Origin of the sequence: Nonomuraea thailandensis (genome assembly GCF_024172165.1) — a bacterium.
In the GTDB taxonomy this organism is placed as follows: Bacteria; Actinomycetota; Actinomycetes; order Streptosporangiales; family Streptosporangiaceae; genus Nonomuraea; species Nonomuraea thailandensis.
Window position 1 is genome coordinate 8,489,713 of the sequence record NZ_JAMZEB010000002.1, and the last position, 14,103, is coordinate 8,503,815.

The 14,103-nt window shown below is 73.9% G+C and carries 15 protein-coding genes; 10 read left to right on the plus strand and 5 right to left on the minus strand.

The annotated features are described in order from the left end of the window. Window positions 1–77: 77 nt before the first annotated feature. Together HD597_RS42730 and HD597_RS42735 are read left to right on the plus strand one after the other, a co-directional pair. Complete coding sequence (locus tag HD597_RS42730; protein ID WP_253751065.1) at window positions 78–3,551, plus strand: serine/threonine-protein kinase; 3,474 nt, start codon at window positions 78–80, stop codon at window positions 3,549–3,551. 94 nt (window positions 3,552–3,645) lie between these two features. After that, on the plus strand, window positions 3,646–4,416 hold the full coding sequence (locus tag HD597_RS42735; protein ID WP_253751068.1) for an enoyl-CoA hydratase-related protein: 771 nt from the start codon (window positions 3,646–3,648) through the stop codon (window positions 4,414–4,416). Between the two features lie 22 nt (window positions 4,417–4,438). Here the strand turns inward: HD597_RS42735 and HD597_RS65170 are convergent, their stop codons facing one another. Then, window positions 4,439–4,567, minus strand: a complete 129-nt coding sequence (locus HD597_RS65170; protein WP_276083166.1) for a hypothetical protein — start codon at window positions 4,565–4,567, stop codon at window positions 4,439–4,441. 62 nt (window positions 4,568–4,629) lie between these two features. On the opposite strand from HD597_RS65170, the gene HD597_RS42740 reads away from it, so the two are divergent. Together HD597_RS42740 and HD597_RS42745 are read left to right on the plus strand one after the other, a co-directional pair. Beyond that, the gene (locus tag HD597_RS42740; RefSeq protein WP_253751071.1) at window positions 4,630–4,776 is read left to right on the plus strand and encodes a hypothetical protein; all 147 of its coding nucleotides are present in this window, start codon (window positions 4,630–4,632) and stop codon (window positions 4,774–4,776) included. Between the two features lie 72 nt (window positions 4,777–4,848). Then, a complete protein-coding gene (locus HD597_RS42745; protein ID WP_253751074.1) occupies window positions 4,849–5,208 on the plus strand; it encodes a hypothetical protein in 360 nt (119 codons plus the stop codon). Window positions 5,209–5,214: 6 nt separating this feature from the next. Here HD597_RS42745 and HD597_RS42750 read toward each other — a convergent pair whose 3' ends face one another. Then, window positions 5,215–5,859: a TetR/AcrR family transcriptional regulator gene (locus tag HD597_RS42750; protein ID WP_253751077.1), complete on the minus strand. Its 645-nt coding sequence runs from the start codon at window positions 5,857–5,859 to the stop codon at window positions 5,215–5,217. A gap of 73 nt (window positions 5,860–5,932) precedes the next feature. On the opposite strand from HD597_RS42750, the gene HD597_RS42755 reads away from it, so the two are divergent. Beyond that, complete coding sequence (locus HD597_RS42755) at window positions 5,933–6,616, plus strand: carboxymuconolactone decarboxylase family protein (protein ID WP_253751080.1); 684 nt, start codon at window positions 5,933–5,935, stop codon at window positions 6,614–6,616. A 21-nt stretch (window positions 6,617–6,637) separates the two neighbouring features. Here the strand turns inward: HD597_RS42755 and HD597_RS42760 are convergent, their stop codons facing one another. After that, entirely contained in the window at window positions 6,638–8,062 is a 1,425-nt protein-coding gene (locus HD597_RS42760) for an RNA polymerase sigma factor (RefSeq protein ID WP_253751084.1), read from the minus strand. Next, entirely contained in the window at window positions 8,062–8,433 is a 372-nt protein-coding gene (locus HD597_RS42765) for a YciI family protein (protein ID WP_253751086.1), read from the minus strand. Before HD597_RS42765 ends, HD597_RS42760 begins: the two co-directional genes overlap by 1 nt. A 198-nt stretch (window positions 8,434–8,631) precedes the next feature. Here HD597_RS42765 and HD597_RS42770 point away from each other — a divergent pair, with 198 nt between their 5' ends. Both HD597_RS42770 and HD597_RS42775 read left to right on the plus strand, forming a co-directional pair. Next, window positions 8,632–9,060 carry a hypothetical protein gene (locus HD597_RS42770; RefSeq protein ID WP_253751089.1) on the plus strand — a complete coding sequence of 143 codons (429 nt, stop codon included), beginning with the start codon at window positions 8,632–8,634 and terminating at the stop codon, window positions 9,058–9,060. Window positions 9,061–9,110: 50 nt separating this feature from the next. Then, window positions 9,111–9,929: a MerR family transcriptional regulator gene (locus HD597_RS42775; protein WP_253751092.1), complete on the plus strand. Its 819-nt coding sequence runs from the start codon at window positions 9,111–9,113 to the stop codon at window positions 9,927–9,929. A 90-nt stretch (window positions 9,930–10,019) separates the two neighbouring features. Here the strand turns inward: HD597_RS42775 and kstD are convergent, their stop codons facing one another. Next, a complete protein-coding gene (gene kstD, locus HD597_RS42780) occupies window positions 10,020–11,786 on the minus strand; it encodes a 3-oxosteroid 1-dehydrogenase (RefSeq protein WP_276083167.1) in 1,767 nt (588 codons plus the stop codon). 38 nt (window positions 11,787–11,824) lie between these two features. Between kstD and HD597_RS42785 the strand changes: the two genes are divergently transcribed. From HD597_RS42785 to HD597_RS42795, 3 genes are all read left to right on the plus strand, one after another. Further along, window positions 11,825–11,986 carry a hypothetical protein gene (locus HD597_RS42785; RefSeq protein ID WP_253751096.1) on the plus strand — a complete coding sequence of 54 codons (162 nt, stop codon included), beginning with the start codon at window positions 11,825–11,827 and terminating at the stop codon, window positions 11,984–11,986. 105 nt (window positions 11,987–12,091) lie between these two features. After that, the gene (locus HD597_RS42790; RefSeq protein ID WP_253751099.1) at window positions 12,092–13,033 is read left to right on the plus strand and encodes a GlxA family transcriptional regulator; all 942 of its coding nucleotides are present in this window, start codon (window positions 12,092–12,094) and stop codon (window positions 13,031–13,033) included. A gap of 47 nt (window positions 13,034–13,080) precedes the next feature. Next, window positions 13,081–14,073 (plus strand): hypothetical protein, encoded by a 993-nt coding sequence (locus HD597_RS42795; protein ID WP_253751102.1) that lies wholly within the window; start codon window positions 13,081–13,083, stop codon window positions 14,071–14,073. Window positions 14,074–14,103 lie beyond the last annotated feature (30 nt).

The window sequence follows — 14,103 nt, forward strand, 5'->3', positions numbered from 1 at the left end:
ATCCGGGAACGCCGAACAAACCCGGCCCCCGTCTCGACTAACGGCATGGGGGTCGGAAGAGACGGGGGGACGGGGACATGGGCGGTTCGGCGGAGCTACTTCCAGGCGATCCGGCGCGCCTGGGCGACTACTGGCTGGCGGGGCGGCTGGGGTCGGGCGGGCAGGGAGTCGTCTACGAGGCGTACGACGGCTCCGGCCGGCGGGTCGCCATCAAGATCCTGTACGGGGTCGAGCTGCGGCACGGGCTCACCCGGGAGCTGGCCGCCGCCGAGCGGGTCACCCCGTTCTGCACCGCCCGGGTGCTCGGGCACGATCTGAGGGCGGCCAGGCCGTACATCGTCAGTGAGTACGTCGAAGGCCCGAGCCTGCGCAGGTTCGTCGCGGAACGTGGCCCGCTCGGCGGCGCCGACCTGCACCGGCTCGCGGTCGGCGTCGCCACCGCGCTCACCGCGATCCACGAGGCCGAGGTCATCCACCGCGATCTGAAGCCGGACAACGTGCTGCTCGGCCCGGACGGCCCGCGGGTGATCGACTTCGGCATCGCCAGGACCGCCGAGATGTCGCTGACCTCCACGGGGGTCGTGGCCGGCACGCCCACGTACATGGCGCCCGAGATCCTGACCGGGCGGCGGGCGGGGACGCCGGCCGACGTGTTCGCCTGGGGAGCGATCGTCCTGTTCGCGGCCACCGGCCGCGACCCCTTCCACGCGGAGAACCTGGGCGCGGTGATGTACAGCGTGCTCACGGCCCAGCCGGACCTGGGCGACCTGGACGATCCGCTGCGTTCGCTGGTGGCCGCCGCCCTCGGCAAGGAGCCCGGCGACCGGCCGGCCGCCCGGGAGCTGCTGATGAGGCTGCTGGGGGCCGTGCGGGATCCGCTGGCCGCCGGGGTGGAGAAGGCGTCGGAGGTGCGCGCGGGCTCGGGCGATCCCTCGCTGGGAGCGCGCGCCGAGCAGGTGTACGCGGACCTGACGCCCGCCGCCCAGGAGCTGGTGCCCGAGATCTTCCTGCGGATGGTCGCCGCCGGCCCCGACAGCGAGGACACCGTGCGGCGAGTGGCGCGTGCCGAGCTCCCGCCCGGCGCCGGCGACGTGCTGGCGGCCTTCGCGGAGGCCGCGATGGTGACCTCCGGCGGCCAGGACGTGGTGATCTCCCGGCCGGCGCTGCTGCGGGCGTGGCCACGCCTGCGCGACTGGGTGGAGGCCGAGCGTCCCGGCCTGGCCGTCCACCGCGAGCTCGCGGTCGCGGCCCGGCGCTGGCGGGAGGGGCAGGGCGATCCCTTCCAGGGCAGGACGCTGGAGTCGGCGCTGCGATGGGCCGCCACGGGCCGCCGGCACCTGACCCTGAACACCCAGGAACGCTCGTTCCTGGACGCGGGCACGGCGGTCGCCCGCCGGCGCGGCCGGGTCCGCCGCCTGGTGACGTCCAGTCTGGCCGTCCTCCTCGTGCTGGCGCTCGGCGCGGGGGCGATCGCCGTCCGGCAGAGCCTGGACCTCGCCCGGCAGCGGGACGAGGCCGCGGCCCGGGCCGTCGCCGCCCGCGCCGAGACCCTGCGCGGCGAGGATCCGGCGGCGGCGATGCTGCTGAGCGCCGCCGCCTGGGACATCGCCCCGGCCCCCGAGGCGCGCACGGCCCTGTACGGCTCGCTGGCCCAGCCCGCCCTGGACGTCTTAGCGCCCGGCTACGGCCACTTCGGCTCCGACGGGCGCACCTTTCACACGTGGGACGACCGGCAGGTGCACGTGTGGGACCTGGCCACCCGCCGGAAGCTCCGCACGGCCCCCGTCCCGATGCCCGGCGCGGACGGCGAGATGTCCCTGAGCCGGGACGGCCGGCTGGCGGCGCTGGCCGGCGACGTCGAAGGCGACGGGGTCCTGCTGTGGGACCTGGTCTCCGGACGGCCTGCCGGCGCCCTCGACACCCGCCTCACGGGCGCCGGCTTCGGCGACGGGAACCGGGTCTACGCCGCGACCACCGCGGGCGACCGTACCGAGCTGTGGCGGGCAGGCGGTCGCGAGCCCGTCCTGGAGCGCGGCTCGTTCGAGTCGGTGGCGATCAGCCCGGACGACCGCTTCGCGGCCCTGTTCCGGCAGGAGGGACCTGGCGAGATCTGGGACCTCTCGCGCGGTGAGCGGCTTCGCGCGCCCGCCGCGCGGGAGGGCCAGGACGTCATGGCCGCGCGCTTCTCGCCGGACGGCCGCACCCTGGCGATCGTCCGGCCGACGGAGGTGCTGCTGTGGGACGTGACGTCGGGCAAGGCCGCCGGCCCGCCGCTGACGAGGCCGGGCGCGCTGTGGCGGACCTCCTACGGGCCCGGCCTGGTAGCGTACAGCCCCGACGGCCGCTGCCTGGCCGTGCTCGATCCGGACGGAATCACGCTCTGGAGGATCGGCGACCAGGCCCCCCTGACCACCTTCCCCCTGGGGCGCCAGGACCTGCACACCCTGAGCTTCGACCGGGACGGCCGGACGCTCCGCTATCTGAGCACGGACACCCCCATGACGGTCACCTCCCTCGACGTCTCCGCCTACACCCGGCCCCCGTCCCTGGGCGAGGCGGCCGTGCCGGCGCGGACGTCGATCGCGGGGCACGCCCTGAGCCCGGACGGCCGCGTCGCCGCCCTGCTCGACCGCGACACGGCGGCCGTACAACTCTGGGACGTGCGCGAACGCCGCCTTCTGGGACAGCTCGACGGCCTGGGCGAGCCCGCCGCCGTCACGGGCGCCTGGATGCGGTTCAGCCCCGACGGGCGCACGATCGCGATCAGCGCCGGGCCCCGGACGAGCCTGTGGGACGTGGCCTCCCGGCGCCGCCTGCCCGATCTGCACGATCCGAGCCACCTCATCGGCCACGTCCAGGCCTTCAGCCCGGACGGCAGGACGCTGGCGGTCGCCGTGGACCAGGACGGCACCGAGCACACCAGAGCCTGGGACCTCACGAGACGCAGCATGACGGGGGCCTTCCCGATCGAGGACAGGCGGGTGCTCACGTTCGTCGCCGACGACCGCGTGCTCACGTCGGGCGCCGAGATCGTCGACCTGGCCTCGGGCAGGCGGACACCCTTGGCCGGGACCGGCCCGTTCGCCGGCGACGTCGTCGCCCTCAGCGCCGACCGCCGGCTCGTCGCCGTCGGCGAAGAGGGGCAGATCGGCATCTGGGACACCGCGACGGGGGCGCGCCGCGCGCTTGTGCGTGACGTACGCGCCGGGGCTCCCGCCGGCCTCGCGAGCGGTGACGCCTCCGCGATCGGGTTCTCTCCCGCTGGAGACCTGCTGGCCTCGGCCACGTCCGGTGAGATCCGGTTGTGGGACACCGCCACCGGGCAGCAGGTCGGGCCGCCGTTCCCCGGGCCCGCGGGTGCCCGATCGCTGGCCTTCGGCCCGGACGGCACGCTGCACGCGGCCGGCGGCGAGCGTGACCTGCTGACCTATCCGACCGATCCCGCCCGGGTCGCGAAGGCCGTCTGCGCGAGAGCGGGGCGCTCACTGAGCGAGGCCGAATGGCGGCGCTACATCCCGTACGTCCCGTACCGCAGCGGTGCGTGCGGCTAGCTCGGCCCTGTGGTGAAGGGCTGCCACCTCTCAAGGGTGGGAACAATGTCCACGTAGCCGGTCACGCGGCCCGCGCAATCAACAGGAGCCCGCCATGAACCTCGATCATGTACTGGTCGACCGCGACGTCGACTTCGTGACGATCACGATGAACCGGCCGCAGCGGCGCAACGCCCTGTCGCTGGCCCATCTGCGCGATCTGATCAACGCCTTCACCGCCGCCGGCGACAGCGACGCCGCGGGAATCATCCTCGCCGGGGCGGGCCCCGTCTTCAGCGCCGGCCATGACTTCGCCGACGTCGCCGAGGCGGACGAGGACGCCGTGCGCGCCCTCCTGGACACCTGCCTCCACCTCATGGAGCTGATCGAATCGGTGCCGCAACCGGTCATCGCCCGGGTCCACGGCCTGGCCACGGCGGCAGGCTGCCAGCTCGTCGCCACCTGCGACCTCGCCGTCGCCGCCGACTCCGCCGGCTTCGCCGCGCCCGGCGGCAAGGGCGGCTGGTTCTGCCACACCCCCATGGTCGCCATCGCCCGCAACATCGGCCGCAAGCGCGCAGCCGAGCTGGCCTACACCGGTGACACCATCACCGCCGCGCAGGCCCTCGAATGGGGGCTGGTCAACCGGGTGGTGCCCGCCGCGGACCTCGACGCCGCCGTCGCCGACCTGCTGGGCCGCGCCACTCGCGGCAGCCGGGCCTCCAAGGCGCTCGGCAAGCGCACGCTGTACCAGCAGCTCTCCCTGCCTGAGGCGGAGGCGTACCAGCTCGCCACCCAGGTCATGGCGGAGTCGTCGCAGTCGGCCGCGGCTCGGGAGGGGATGTCCGCGTTCCTGAGCAAGCGCCGGCCCAAGTGGAGCGACTGACGCCAGGCGGCCCCCGCGCGTCTCAGGTGCCCTTGCGGAGAAGCTCGGTGATGGTGAAGCCGGCGGGCGGGGTGACCTGGCCGTCGGCGAGCGGGACGTTGAGCGCCTTGGCCAGCTCCACCCCGTAGAGGTCCGCGGTGGCCTCGCACACCTGTGCCAGGGTCCCCGTCGCCGCCCTTCCCCTGCGGTGGCCGACCGCGATGGTGGACGCGGGTGAGGACGGCGTCCATCTGGTCGCCCATCCAGGTCGGCCGGAACGGACGGGCCAGGGCGATGGCGTTGCGCCGCGCGGCCGGCTCTCCCCGGCGGCGCTGGAAGTCCGCGGCGCTCTCGGTCTTGCCCGCCGTCGCCGTCTCGTAGTCGCGGTGCGCCCTGTCCCAGCGCTTCCTGCGCCGCTCGACCAGAGGCCGGGCCGGCCACGTCGGGCCCCGCATGAACCAGCAGCGTACGACCGGCCCCGCGAGCGTGTTGGCGGCGAGCCAGAGCACGCCCTCGAACAGCGCGCCGGGCAGGACGAGCACGGCCAGCCACCGCTCGGCGAGCTTCTGGCCGAGGCCCGACAGGAACCCCGTCATCCGCCACGACCACGAGATCCGCCGCAAGTACCAGCCCATCCTCGACTCATGGCACCAGGTCATCCCGGTGAGCGCCGAGCTGCACGAGGAACTGGCCCGCCGGGCCGCACGGGAGGGCTGGCGGCTGGCCGACATCTCCGTGCACCTGGAGAACGCCCTCCTGCGCAACCTCGGACAGCCGCCGGCACCTGCGCACCCAGGCCGACCTCGCCCGTGAGGAGGATCAGCGGCTGCCTGCTTCGGGCGTGAGGCCGACGAGCTTGGCCAGGAAACGATCGACCTGCTCCTCCAGAGGCGGCCATGGCAGGTCGGGCTGGTTGACCCGCATCGACACCGCTCCGTGAACCGCGGCCCGCAGGTCCAGTGAGACCGCCGCCGCGTCGTCGGCGGGGGCCAGCCCGGCGTCGATGCACCGCCGCACCGCGGCGGTGGTGCGCTCGGCCAGCTCCTGCTTGAACGACATGGCCACCCGCTGATTGAGCGTGCTCTCGTGCAGCACCTTGTAAAGGCCAGGGTGCTCCTGCACCCAGCGGCCCAGGAGCAGGACACGGGCGCGCAGCCCTGCCGCCGGGCCGGCCGCGCGGGCCTCGGCCTGGTCGACGGCCTCCACGAGCTCGCCGTGGAATCTCTCCAGCGCGGCCAGGACGAGCGCGTCCCGGTCGGCGAAGTGGATGTACACCGAGGTCGCCGCGACGCCGACCTCCCGGGCCACCGCGCGCATGGACAGGGCCTGGTCGTCGCCGAGCTCGTCCAGCATCCGCAGAGCGGCGGCCACGATGTCCGCGCGCAGCCGCTCTCCCTGGCCGCGCGGGTTGCGGCCCCGCCGGTCAGCGCGAGGTTCGGGCCGGGCGGGGGTGGTGTCGTCCATGGCCGCCCATTGTAGGCGGGCGCGCGTTGCACTACAGTCGTAGCGCTACAGTCGTTCACATAGAGGAGTTCCTGTGAAGAGCCAGGTAGAGGCGCTGGACTCGGTGTTCGCCGAGATGAGCGCCGCCACAGATCGTCTGCTCTGGGAAGAGGTTCCGGAGCTCACCAGGCGCGAGAAGGCCCTGCTGTGCCTCACCGCCGACGTCTGCCAGCAGACCCTCGGGCTGTCCTTCCAGCGACACGTGGCGATGGCGGCGGACTGCGGCTTGTCGGCCGACGATCTGCGCGAGCTGCTCCGCTTCGTCGCCTACGACAGCGGCTACCCGGCCGCCCTGACGGCGCTCGCCCGCCTGACCGACCTGGAACGGGAGCAGGCCCTGCCCGCCCCCACCGGCCAGGGGCACGAGGTGAACGCCGGCGGCACGGGCAGCCCGCTCCCCGAGTCGATGCGGCAGGCCGTGACCGCGCTCGACGCGCCGTTCGGCGGCTACATGGATCTGCAGTCCCGGATGCGCGCCGGCATGCGGCTGCTGTCAGTGCGTGAGCGCGCTTTCGTCACGATGACCGTCGACGTACTCTTCCAGACCCTTCAGGAGAGCTTCCGTGCCCACCTCACCCGCGCCCTCGCCGCCGGCGCCACGCCGGAGGAGGCCCGCGCCGTCGTACGGTTCTCCGCGCAGTTCGGCATGACCAAGGCGTGGCGGGCGATGCACGTACTCGACGCCATGCTCGACGAGCTCGACGCCGCCCGGGTCTGACACCGGGGACGGGCCGCGTCCTCAGCCGAGGAGGTCGGCCTGGTCGAGCAGGTAGCGCTGCTCGACCAGGTTGCCGGTCAGGGCGGCCGCCTCGCGGTACAGTCTCGCGGCGCCCGCCGCGTCGCCGGTCATCCGCAGCAGGTGCGCGCGTACGGCGCGTTCGCGTTGCCGGATCAGCGGGTCCTGGTCGAGCCGGAAGCGGCGGTTGAGGTCGTCGAGCAGGGCCAGCCCCCGAGGCGGCCCGTACGCCTTGGCCACCGCCACCACCCGGCTCAGCCGTACCGGCGGGGTGGGGTTGAGCCGTTCGAGCCACAGGTAGAGCGCCGCGATCTGCGGCCAGTCGGTCTGCTCGGGCGCGGCGGCCGCGGCGTGCACGGCCGCGATGGCCGCCTGCAGCTGGTAGGGGCCGGCCTCGCGGCGGCTCCAGACGCTGTCGATCAGCTCGGTGCCCTCTCGGATGAGGGCGGCGTTCCAGCGCGTACGGTCCTGCTCGTCCAGGGGCACCAGCTCGTCGTGGCCGCCGGTGCGGGCGGGGCGGCGCGCCTCGGTGAGCAGCATCAGCGCCAGCAGGCCGGCGACCTCGGAGTCGGCCGGCTGGGAAGCGTGGAGCATGCGGGTCAGCCGGATGGCCTCGCCGGTCAGGTCGACGCGGGCGAGGCGGTCGCCGGTGGAGGCCGTGTAGCCCTCGTTGAAGATCAGGTAGAGGACCTGCGTCACGGCGGCCATCCGGCTGTCACGGTCGGCGTCGGTGGGCGGGGTGAAGCGGGCGCCGGCACGGGCCAGTTGTTGTTTGGCGCGGCTGATCCGGGTGCCCATGGTGTTCTCTGCGGTCCCGTACGCGTGCGCGATCTCGGCGGTCGTCAGGCCGCCCACGGCGCGCAGCGTGAGCGCCACCTGGGAGGTGGCGCTCAGCGCGGGGTGGCAGCAGAGCAGCAGCAGGGCGAGACTGTCGTCGGTCTCCTGCGCGGGGCCCGGATGGCGGGCCGGCTCCTGCATGGCCAGGGCGGCGACGCCGGCCTCCCGCTCGCGCCGGCGCCTGGCCTGGTCGGCGCGCAGCAGATCGACCATGCGCCGGTAGCCGATGCGGATCAGCCAGCTGCGCGGGTTGTCCGGCACGCCATCGGCCGGCCAGGAACGGCTCGCGGCCAGCAGTGCCTCCTGCACGGCGTCCTCGGCGATCTCGAAGCGGCCGAAGCGCCGCACCAGCGCACCGAGCACCTGCGGCGCCTCGACGCGCAGCAGTCGCTCGACGTCCGCGTCCGTGCACAGCCGAGACCCGGGTTCCGCGCGCAGCCGGGTCCGGGCGTCCGCGTCCGTGCACAGCCGAGACCCCGGTTCCGCGCGCAGCCGGGTCCGGGCGTCCGCGTCCACGCGCGGCAGGGGGCCGGCGTCCGCGGCCGTGCCGGGTGTTCCGCTCACGCTGCCCTCCGGCTCCAGGCGGTCCATCAGGCGGTGAAGTCCTCGCCCATGATCGGCCGGATCTCGATCGGCTCGCCCAGCACCTCGACGATCCGCGAGGCGATCTCCACGGCTCGTTCCTGGCTCGCCACGTCGATCACGGCGAAGCTGGCCAGGACCTCCTTCAGCTCGGCGAACGGCCCGTCCGTCGCCACCACGCCCTCGGCGGTCCTGCGGACCGTGGTGCTGACCGCCGGATGCCCGAGGCCCTCGCTGCCGACGAACTCGCCACTGGCGAACAGGTCCCGCTCGAACTCCTGGTACGCGGCGAAGGCCGCCAGCGCCTCCTCGGACGCGGTGCCGGCGGTCGCGGCGTCCCAGGCGGCGGCCGGGGTGTAGCCGAGCAGCAGGTACTTCATGGTGATCCTCTTTCGACGGACGTCCGGGCAAGCGTACGCAGGGTCCCCGACGGGTCCCTGCCGGTACCTCGGATCAGGGACGCGGCTCTCGACACGGCCGTTCTGTGATCTGAATCACATCAAGCCGGTGTCGAGACCCGGCGCGGGCCTCCGAGGTACCGGCAAGCAACTCAGCACGGAACCCATGAGGAGAACGAGATGTCCGAGACCTACCAGCCGAGCCCCGAGCTGACGGCCCTGGACCGGCTGACCGGCACCTGGACGGTCAGCGGCGGCGCCGAGGGAACCGTACGGTACGAGTGGATGCCCGGCGGCTTCTTCCTGCTCCAGCACGTCGAGCTCACCCAGTTCGGCCAGGCCGTCACGGGCATGGAAGTGATCGGCAACCTGCGCCCGTTCGGCGAGCCGGCCGGCACGGACGTGGTGTCCCGCTTCTACGACTCGACCGGCAACACGCTCGACTACGTGTACGAGCTGACCGGCGACAAGCTCGTCATCTGGGGCGGCGCGAAGGGCAGCCCCGCCTACTACGAGGGCACGTTCAGCGCCGACGGCGCCACCGTCACCGGCGCCTGGGTCTACCCCGGCGGAGGCGGATACGAATCGACCATGACCCGGCGGGCCTGACCAGCCTCCCCGGGGCCGGCGCCGCGTACGCGCATGCCAGACTCGACCGCGTGACCGACGCCGCGATGGACGATGCCGCGGGCGCCGGCGGGCTGACCGTCGGGGCCGCGGCGGCGCACGTGGGGGTCACCGTCCGCACCCTGCATCATTGGGACGCGATCGGCCTCGTCCGCCCTTCCGGGCGGACCTCCGGCGGTTACCGGCTCTACTCGCCGGCCGACGTCGCGCGCGTCCACCGGGTGCTCATCTACCGCGAGCTGGGGCTGCCCCTCGACGACATCGGTGAGCTGCTCGACGCACCCGCGGTCGACATGACCGGGCCGCTGAGACAGCAGCGCGCCGAGCTCGTCCGGCGCATCTCGCGGTTGCAGGCGATGGTCGACGCCGTCGATCGCATGATCGACGCCGCGAGCTCCGGCATCCTGCTCTCCGCCGAGGAGCAGGTCGCCATCTTCGGGCAGCGCTGGGAGCCGTCGTCGGTCGCGGGGGCGCGTGAGCGGTGGGGCGACACGCCTCAATGGGTGCAGTACGCCGAGCGCGCCGCGGGCATGACCCCCGAGGACTGGCAGCGGGTCGCCGACGACGTCACCGCGCTGGAGAACGACCTGGCGGCGGCCGTGCGCGCCGGCGTCAGGCCGGGCAGCGCCGAGGCGAACGCCCTGGCCGAGCGGCACAGGGCCTCCATCGGCGTGTACTTCGACTGCACTCACGCGATGCAGGTCTGCCTGGGCAGGAAGCACGCCGCCGATCCCGGCTTCGCGGCCTACCACGACGCGATCGAGCCGGGCCTGGCGGTCTGGCTCCGCGACGTCATCGACGCCAACGCCCGCGCTCACGGCGTCGATCCGGACACGGCGACCTGGACCTGAAGCGCCCGGGGGCCGGGCGGCTCAGCGGGCCAGGTCGTCGGCGGCTCAGGGGGCAGGTCGTGGCGGCTCAGGGGGCCAGGTCGTGGCGGCTCAGGGGGCCAGGTCGTTGGCGGCGATGTAGCCGAAGGTCATGGCGGGGCCGATGGTCGAGCCCGAGCCGGCGTAGCTGTGGCCCATGACGGCCGCGCTGGCGTTGCCCGCGGCGTACAGGCCGGGGATGACCGAACCGTCGGCGCGCAGCACGCGCGCCCGGGCGTCCGTGCGCATCCCGCCCTTCGTTCCCAGGTCCCCTGGGATGATCTTGAACGCGTAGAAGGGCGGCAGCCAGAGCGGGGCCAGGCACGGATTCGGCTTGACCAGGGGGTCGGCGTAGTAGCGGTCGTAGGCGCTGTCGCCGCGATGGAAGTCGAGGTCCCTGCCGGAGGTCGCGAACCCGTTGAACCGGTTGATCGTGCCGCGCAGCGCGGCCTCGGGGACGCCGATCTGCCGGGCGAGCTGCTCGATGCTCCACGCCTTGTACACGGCGCCGCTGTCGAACCAGGCGCCGGGCAGCGGCAGCAGTGGCGCGACGTCCCGGAACAGGTACTTGTTGCGGTAGTGCTGGTCGACGATCAGCCAGGCCGGGATGTGCGGGGCGGCGGCGGTGTTGCGGTCGTACATGACGTGGACGACGTCGCTGTAGGGGGCGCCCTCGTTGACGAAGCGCACGCCGAGGCCGTTGACCAGGACGCTGCCGGGCAGCGTGCGCTCGGCCAGGCAGAAGTACGGCTCGTCGGGCAGCGGGATGGCCGGGCCCCACCAGGCGTCGTCCATCAGGTCGAGCGCGGCGCCGGCCCGCTCGCCGGCCTCGATGCCGTCGCCGGTGTTCGCGCCGGCCCCGACGGTCCAGCTCGTGCCGATGGGCTGGCGCTGGAACTCCGCGCGCATGGCCGCGCTGTGCTCGAACCCGCCTGACCCGATGATCACGCCGCGCCGGGCCGTGATCGGGCCGGACGGGGTGATGACGCCCGTGACCCGGCCGGCTTCGCGGCTCAGGTCGAGCAGCGGGGTGTTCAGCAGCACCGGCACGCCGGCGGCGATCAGCCCGGCGCGCAGCCCGGCGGCCAGCGACTGGCCCATGGTCAGCGGCTTCTCGCCGCGCAGCGCGGCCTCGGTGCCGCGCAGCAGGCACGCGGCGCTCACCTCCAGCCCCTTGGGGTTGACGGCGGCGAGCGTGAGCCACTTGTAGTCGGCGCTGTGGACCACCATGCCGGCGGGGGTGGGGATGTACGGGCCGTTCAGGCGGGCCAGCTCGGCCCCGAGGAGGTTGCCGTCGAGCTGCGCCGGCTCGATGGAGCGGCCGCCGGGCATGCCGCCGGGCAGCTCCGGATAGTAGTCGGAGTAGCCCTCCATGAACCGGAAGCGCAGCGGGCTGTTCCGCGTCACGAACGAGATCATGGCCGGCCCCGCGGCCAGGAACGCCTGCTGCCGCTCGATCGGCACGGTGTCGCCGACGACGCGGGTGAGGTAGGCGGCGGCCTTGGCCGGGGTGTCCTGCACCCCGGCGGCGAGGATGACCTCGTTGTTCGGGATCCAGATGCCGGCGCCGGAGCGGGCGGCCGACCCGCCGAACGTCGGAGCCTTCTCGATCACGACGGTACGCAGCCCGCGCCGGGCCGCCGCCAGGGCCGCCGTCATCCCGGCGGCGCCCGCGCCGACCACCACGACGTCGTACTCGGCCGCGGCACGTGCGGGCGCGCCGCCCAGGGCGGCGCCCGTCACCAGCGCGCCTCCGGCGACGGCGGCGCCGCGCAGCAGCGTACGGCGGCTGGGGCCCTCGGGGGTGTGACTGCTGGTCGATCTCGCTGATCCGGCCATGCGCCCAAGCATGCGCTTGGTTGCTAACCCTGTCAACGGTGTGCCGGAGACACACCTGCTGGTCCACCGTCTTCCCCGGCCAGGTCCCCGACTCCAACGGATCCCTGCCCGCCGCCTACTTCCGCGACGGCTCCCGCCGCTTCCACGCCCTGCGCATCCCGCACCAGGGCACGTTCGAGCTCACGGTCATCATGGGGTGACCGGCTCCCGGCCCGCGCACCGGCGGTGTGCGGGCCGGGGCGGGGTCGGCGCCGACCGGATCCCGCGGCGGAGAGGGCGCCCGCGCGGCCGGATAGGTTGCGGCCATGCACACCGTCGCCGTCCTCGCGCTCGACCAGGTGATCCCGTTCGACCTGTCCGTCCCGATCGAGGCCTTCACCCGCACGCGGCTGCCCGGCGGGCGTCCCGGCTACCGGACCCGGGTGTGCGGCGCGCAGCCGGAGGTCAGCGCCGGCGCGTTCGCGGTGCGCGTGCCCTGGGGGCTGGACGCGCTGGAGGGCGCGGACACGATCATCGTGCCGGGCACCGCCGACCCGTTCGCGCCGCTGCCCGGCGCCGTCCGCGACGCCCTGCGCGCGGCGGCCGCGAGCGGCACCCGTATCGCCTCGATCTGCTCGGGCGCCTTCCCGCTGGCCGCCACCGGTCTGCTCGACGGTCAGCGGGTGACCACCCACTGGATCCTGGCCGAGCGGCTGGCCGCCGCCTATCCGCGGCTGCAGGTCGCCCCCGACGTCCTGTACGTGGACAACGGCCAGTTCCTCACCTCGGCCGGGGCCGCGGCCGGGCTCGACCTGTGCCTGCACCTGATCCGCCGCGACCACGGCTCGGCCGTCGCCGCCGACGCCGCCCGCCTGTCGGTCATGCCGCTGGAGCGGGAGGGCGGGCAGGCCCAGTTCATCGTCCACGACCACCCGGCCGTCCCGCGCGGCTCGGAGCTGGAGCCGCTGCTCCTCTGGCTGCAGGACAACCTCGGCGGCGCCCTGACCCTCGACGCCATCTCGGCGCACGCCGGCATGAGCACGCGCACGCTGATCCGCCGCTTCCGCGAGCAGACCGGCAGCACCCCGCTGCAGTGGCTGCACCGCGCCCGCATCCGGCAGGCCCAGCACCTCCTCGAGACCACCCGGTACCCGGTCGAGCGCATCGGCGCCCAGGTCGGCTTCGGCTCCCCCACCGCCTTCCGCGACCGCTTCAAGAGGACGACCGGCGTGAGCCCCACCGGCTACCGGCGCGCGTTCGGCTCCTGAGCATCCAGGGAGATGCCCGCCCCGGCCGGTCACGATCGACTGGAGTCATGACAGGCAGAATCGTGATGGCGGCGATGCTGGTCGTCGCCGCGTTCGCCGGCGCGCCCCAGGCAGCGGCGGCGCGATCGGCGTGCACCTGGCAGATGCAGGCGCTCCAGGCGCCCACCGGCTCGACGCAGCACCAGGTCGACGCCACCGACCACAACGGCGGCTACTCCGGCAGTGCCTACTTCCCCGACACCGGCCGGCGGATCATCTACTGGAAGGACGGCCGGGTCGTCGACTACGGGTCGACCGGCCATGGCACCGACCGCGTCGTGGCCCAGAACAGCAGCGGGACCATCGCCGGAACGTCCGTGACCGGCCTGTGGGGAGCGTCCGCGATCTCCTTCCGCATCCGCGACGGCCGGCGGGAGATCCTGACCCCGCTGCCCGGCGCGGAGACGAACACCAGGGCCTTCGGGATCACCGACAGCGGCGACGTCTACGGCAGCGCCGTGGTCTGGCAGGGCAACGTCACCGTCGGCGTGGTGGTGCGCTGGCCGCAGGACCGGCCCGGCGTCGTCGAGCCGGTGCCCGGCCTGCCCGCGGGCATGCGGGTGGTCGACGTGGACCACGACGGCACCCTGCTGATGGGGGCGGACGCGACCTATCCGTGGCCGCACCTGTGGCGCGACGGCCGGCTCACCCGCCTGTCGGAGCCGCCGGACATGCAGGACGGCTACGCCCGGGTCGTCGCCGACGGGCTGGTGGGCGGGTCGCTCCGGCTGGGCTCGGCGCCGAACCGGCCGGCGTACTGGGACCGGAACGGGCAGCCGCACGTGCTGCCCCAGAGCGCCCTGGCCGCGCAGATCAACAGGAACGGGCTCATCGTCACCTCACTGACGTCCACGCCGTTCCAGGTCTGGCGCTTCGGAACGCTGTTGGGCCAGCTCAACGGTGCCGCCTCCGTCACGACGATCGGGGACGACGACACCGTCGGCGGCACGACGCGCGGCGCGAACGGGCTGCCGGCCGCGGCCATCTGGCGGTGTGTATGAGGTCATAGTTGTGGGGTAGATGGGGTATGT

Coding starts and splice junctions, on each gene's coding strand:
- kstD (WP_276083167.1), bottom strand. CDS start 11,786: ATGGCCGGATCAGCGAGATCGACCAGCAGTCACACCCCCGAGGGCCCC.
- HD597_RS42765 (WP_253751086.1), bottom strand. CDS start 8,433: ATGAAGTACCTGCTGCTCGGCTACACCCCGGCCGCCGCCTGGGACGCC.
- HD597_RS42760 (WP_253751084.1), bottom strand. CDS start 8,062: ATGGACCGCCTGGAGCCGGAGGGCAGCGTGAGCGGAACACCCGGCACG.
- HD597_RS42730 (WP_253751065.1), top strand. CDS start 78: ATGGGCGGTTCGGCGGAGCTACTTCCAGGCGATCCGGCGCGCCTGGGC.
- HD597_RS42770 (WP_253751089.1), top strand. CDS start 8,632: ATGTCCGAGACCTACCAGCCGAGCCCCGAGCTGACGGCCCTGGACCGG.
- HD597_RS42795 (WP_253751102.1), top strand. CDS start 13,081: ATGACAGGCAGAATCGTGATGGCGGCGATGCTGGTCGTCGCCGCGTTC.
- HD597_RS42745 (WP_253751074.1), top strand. CDS start 4,849: ATGAACCAGCAGCGTACGACCGGCCCCGCGAGCGTGTTGGCGGCGAGC.
- HD597_RS42750 (WP_253751077.1), bottom strand. CDS start 5,859: ATGGACGACACCACCCCCGCCCGGCCCGAACCTCGCGCTGACCGGCGG.
- HD597_RS42790 (WP_253751099.1), top strand. CDS start 12,092: ATGCACACCGTCGCCGTCCTCGCGCTCGACCAGGTGATCCCGTTCGAC.
- HD597_RS42735 (WP_253751068.1), top strand. CDS start 3,646: ATGAACCTCGATCATGTACTGGTCGACCGCGACGTCGACTTCGTGACG.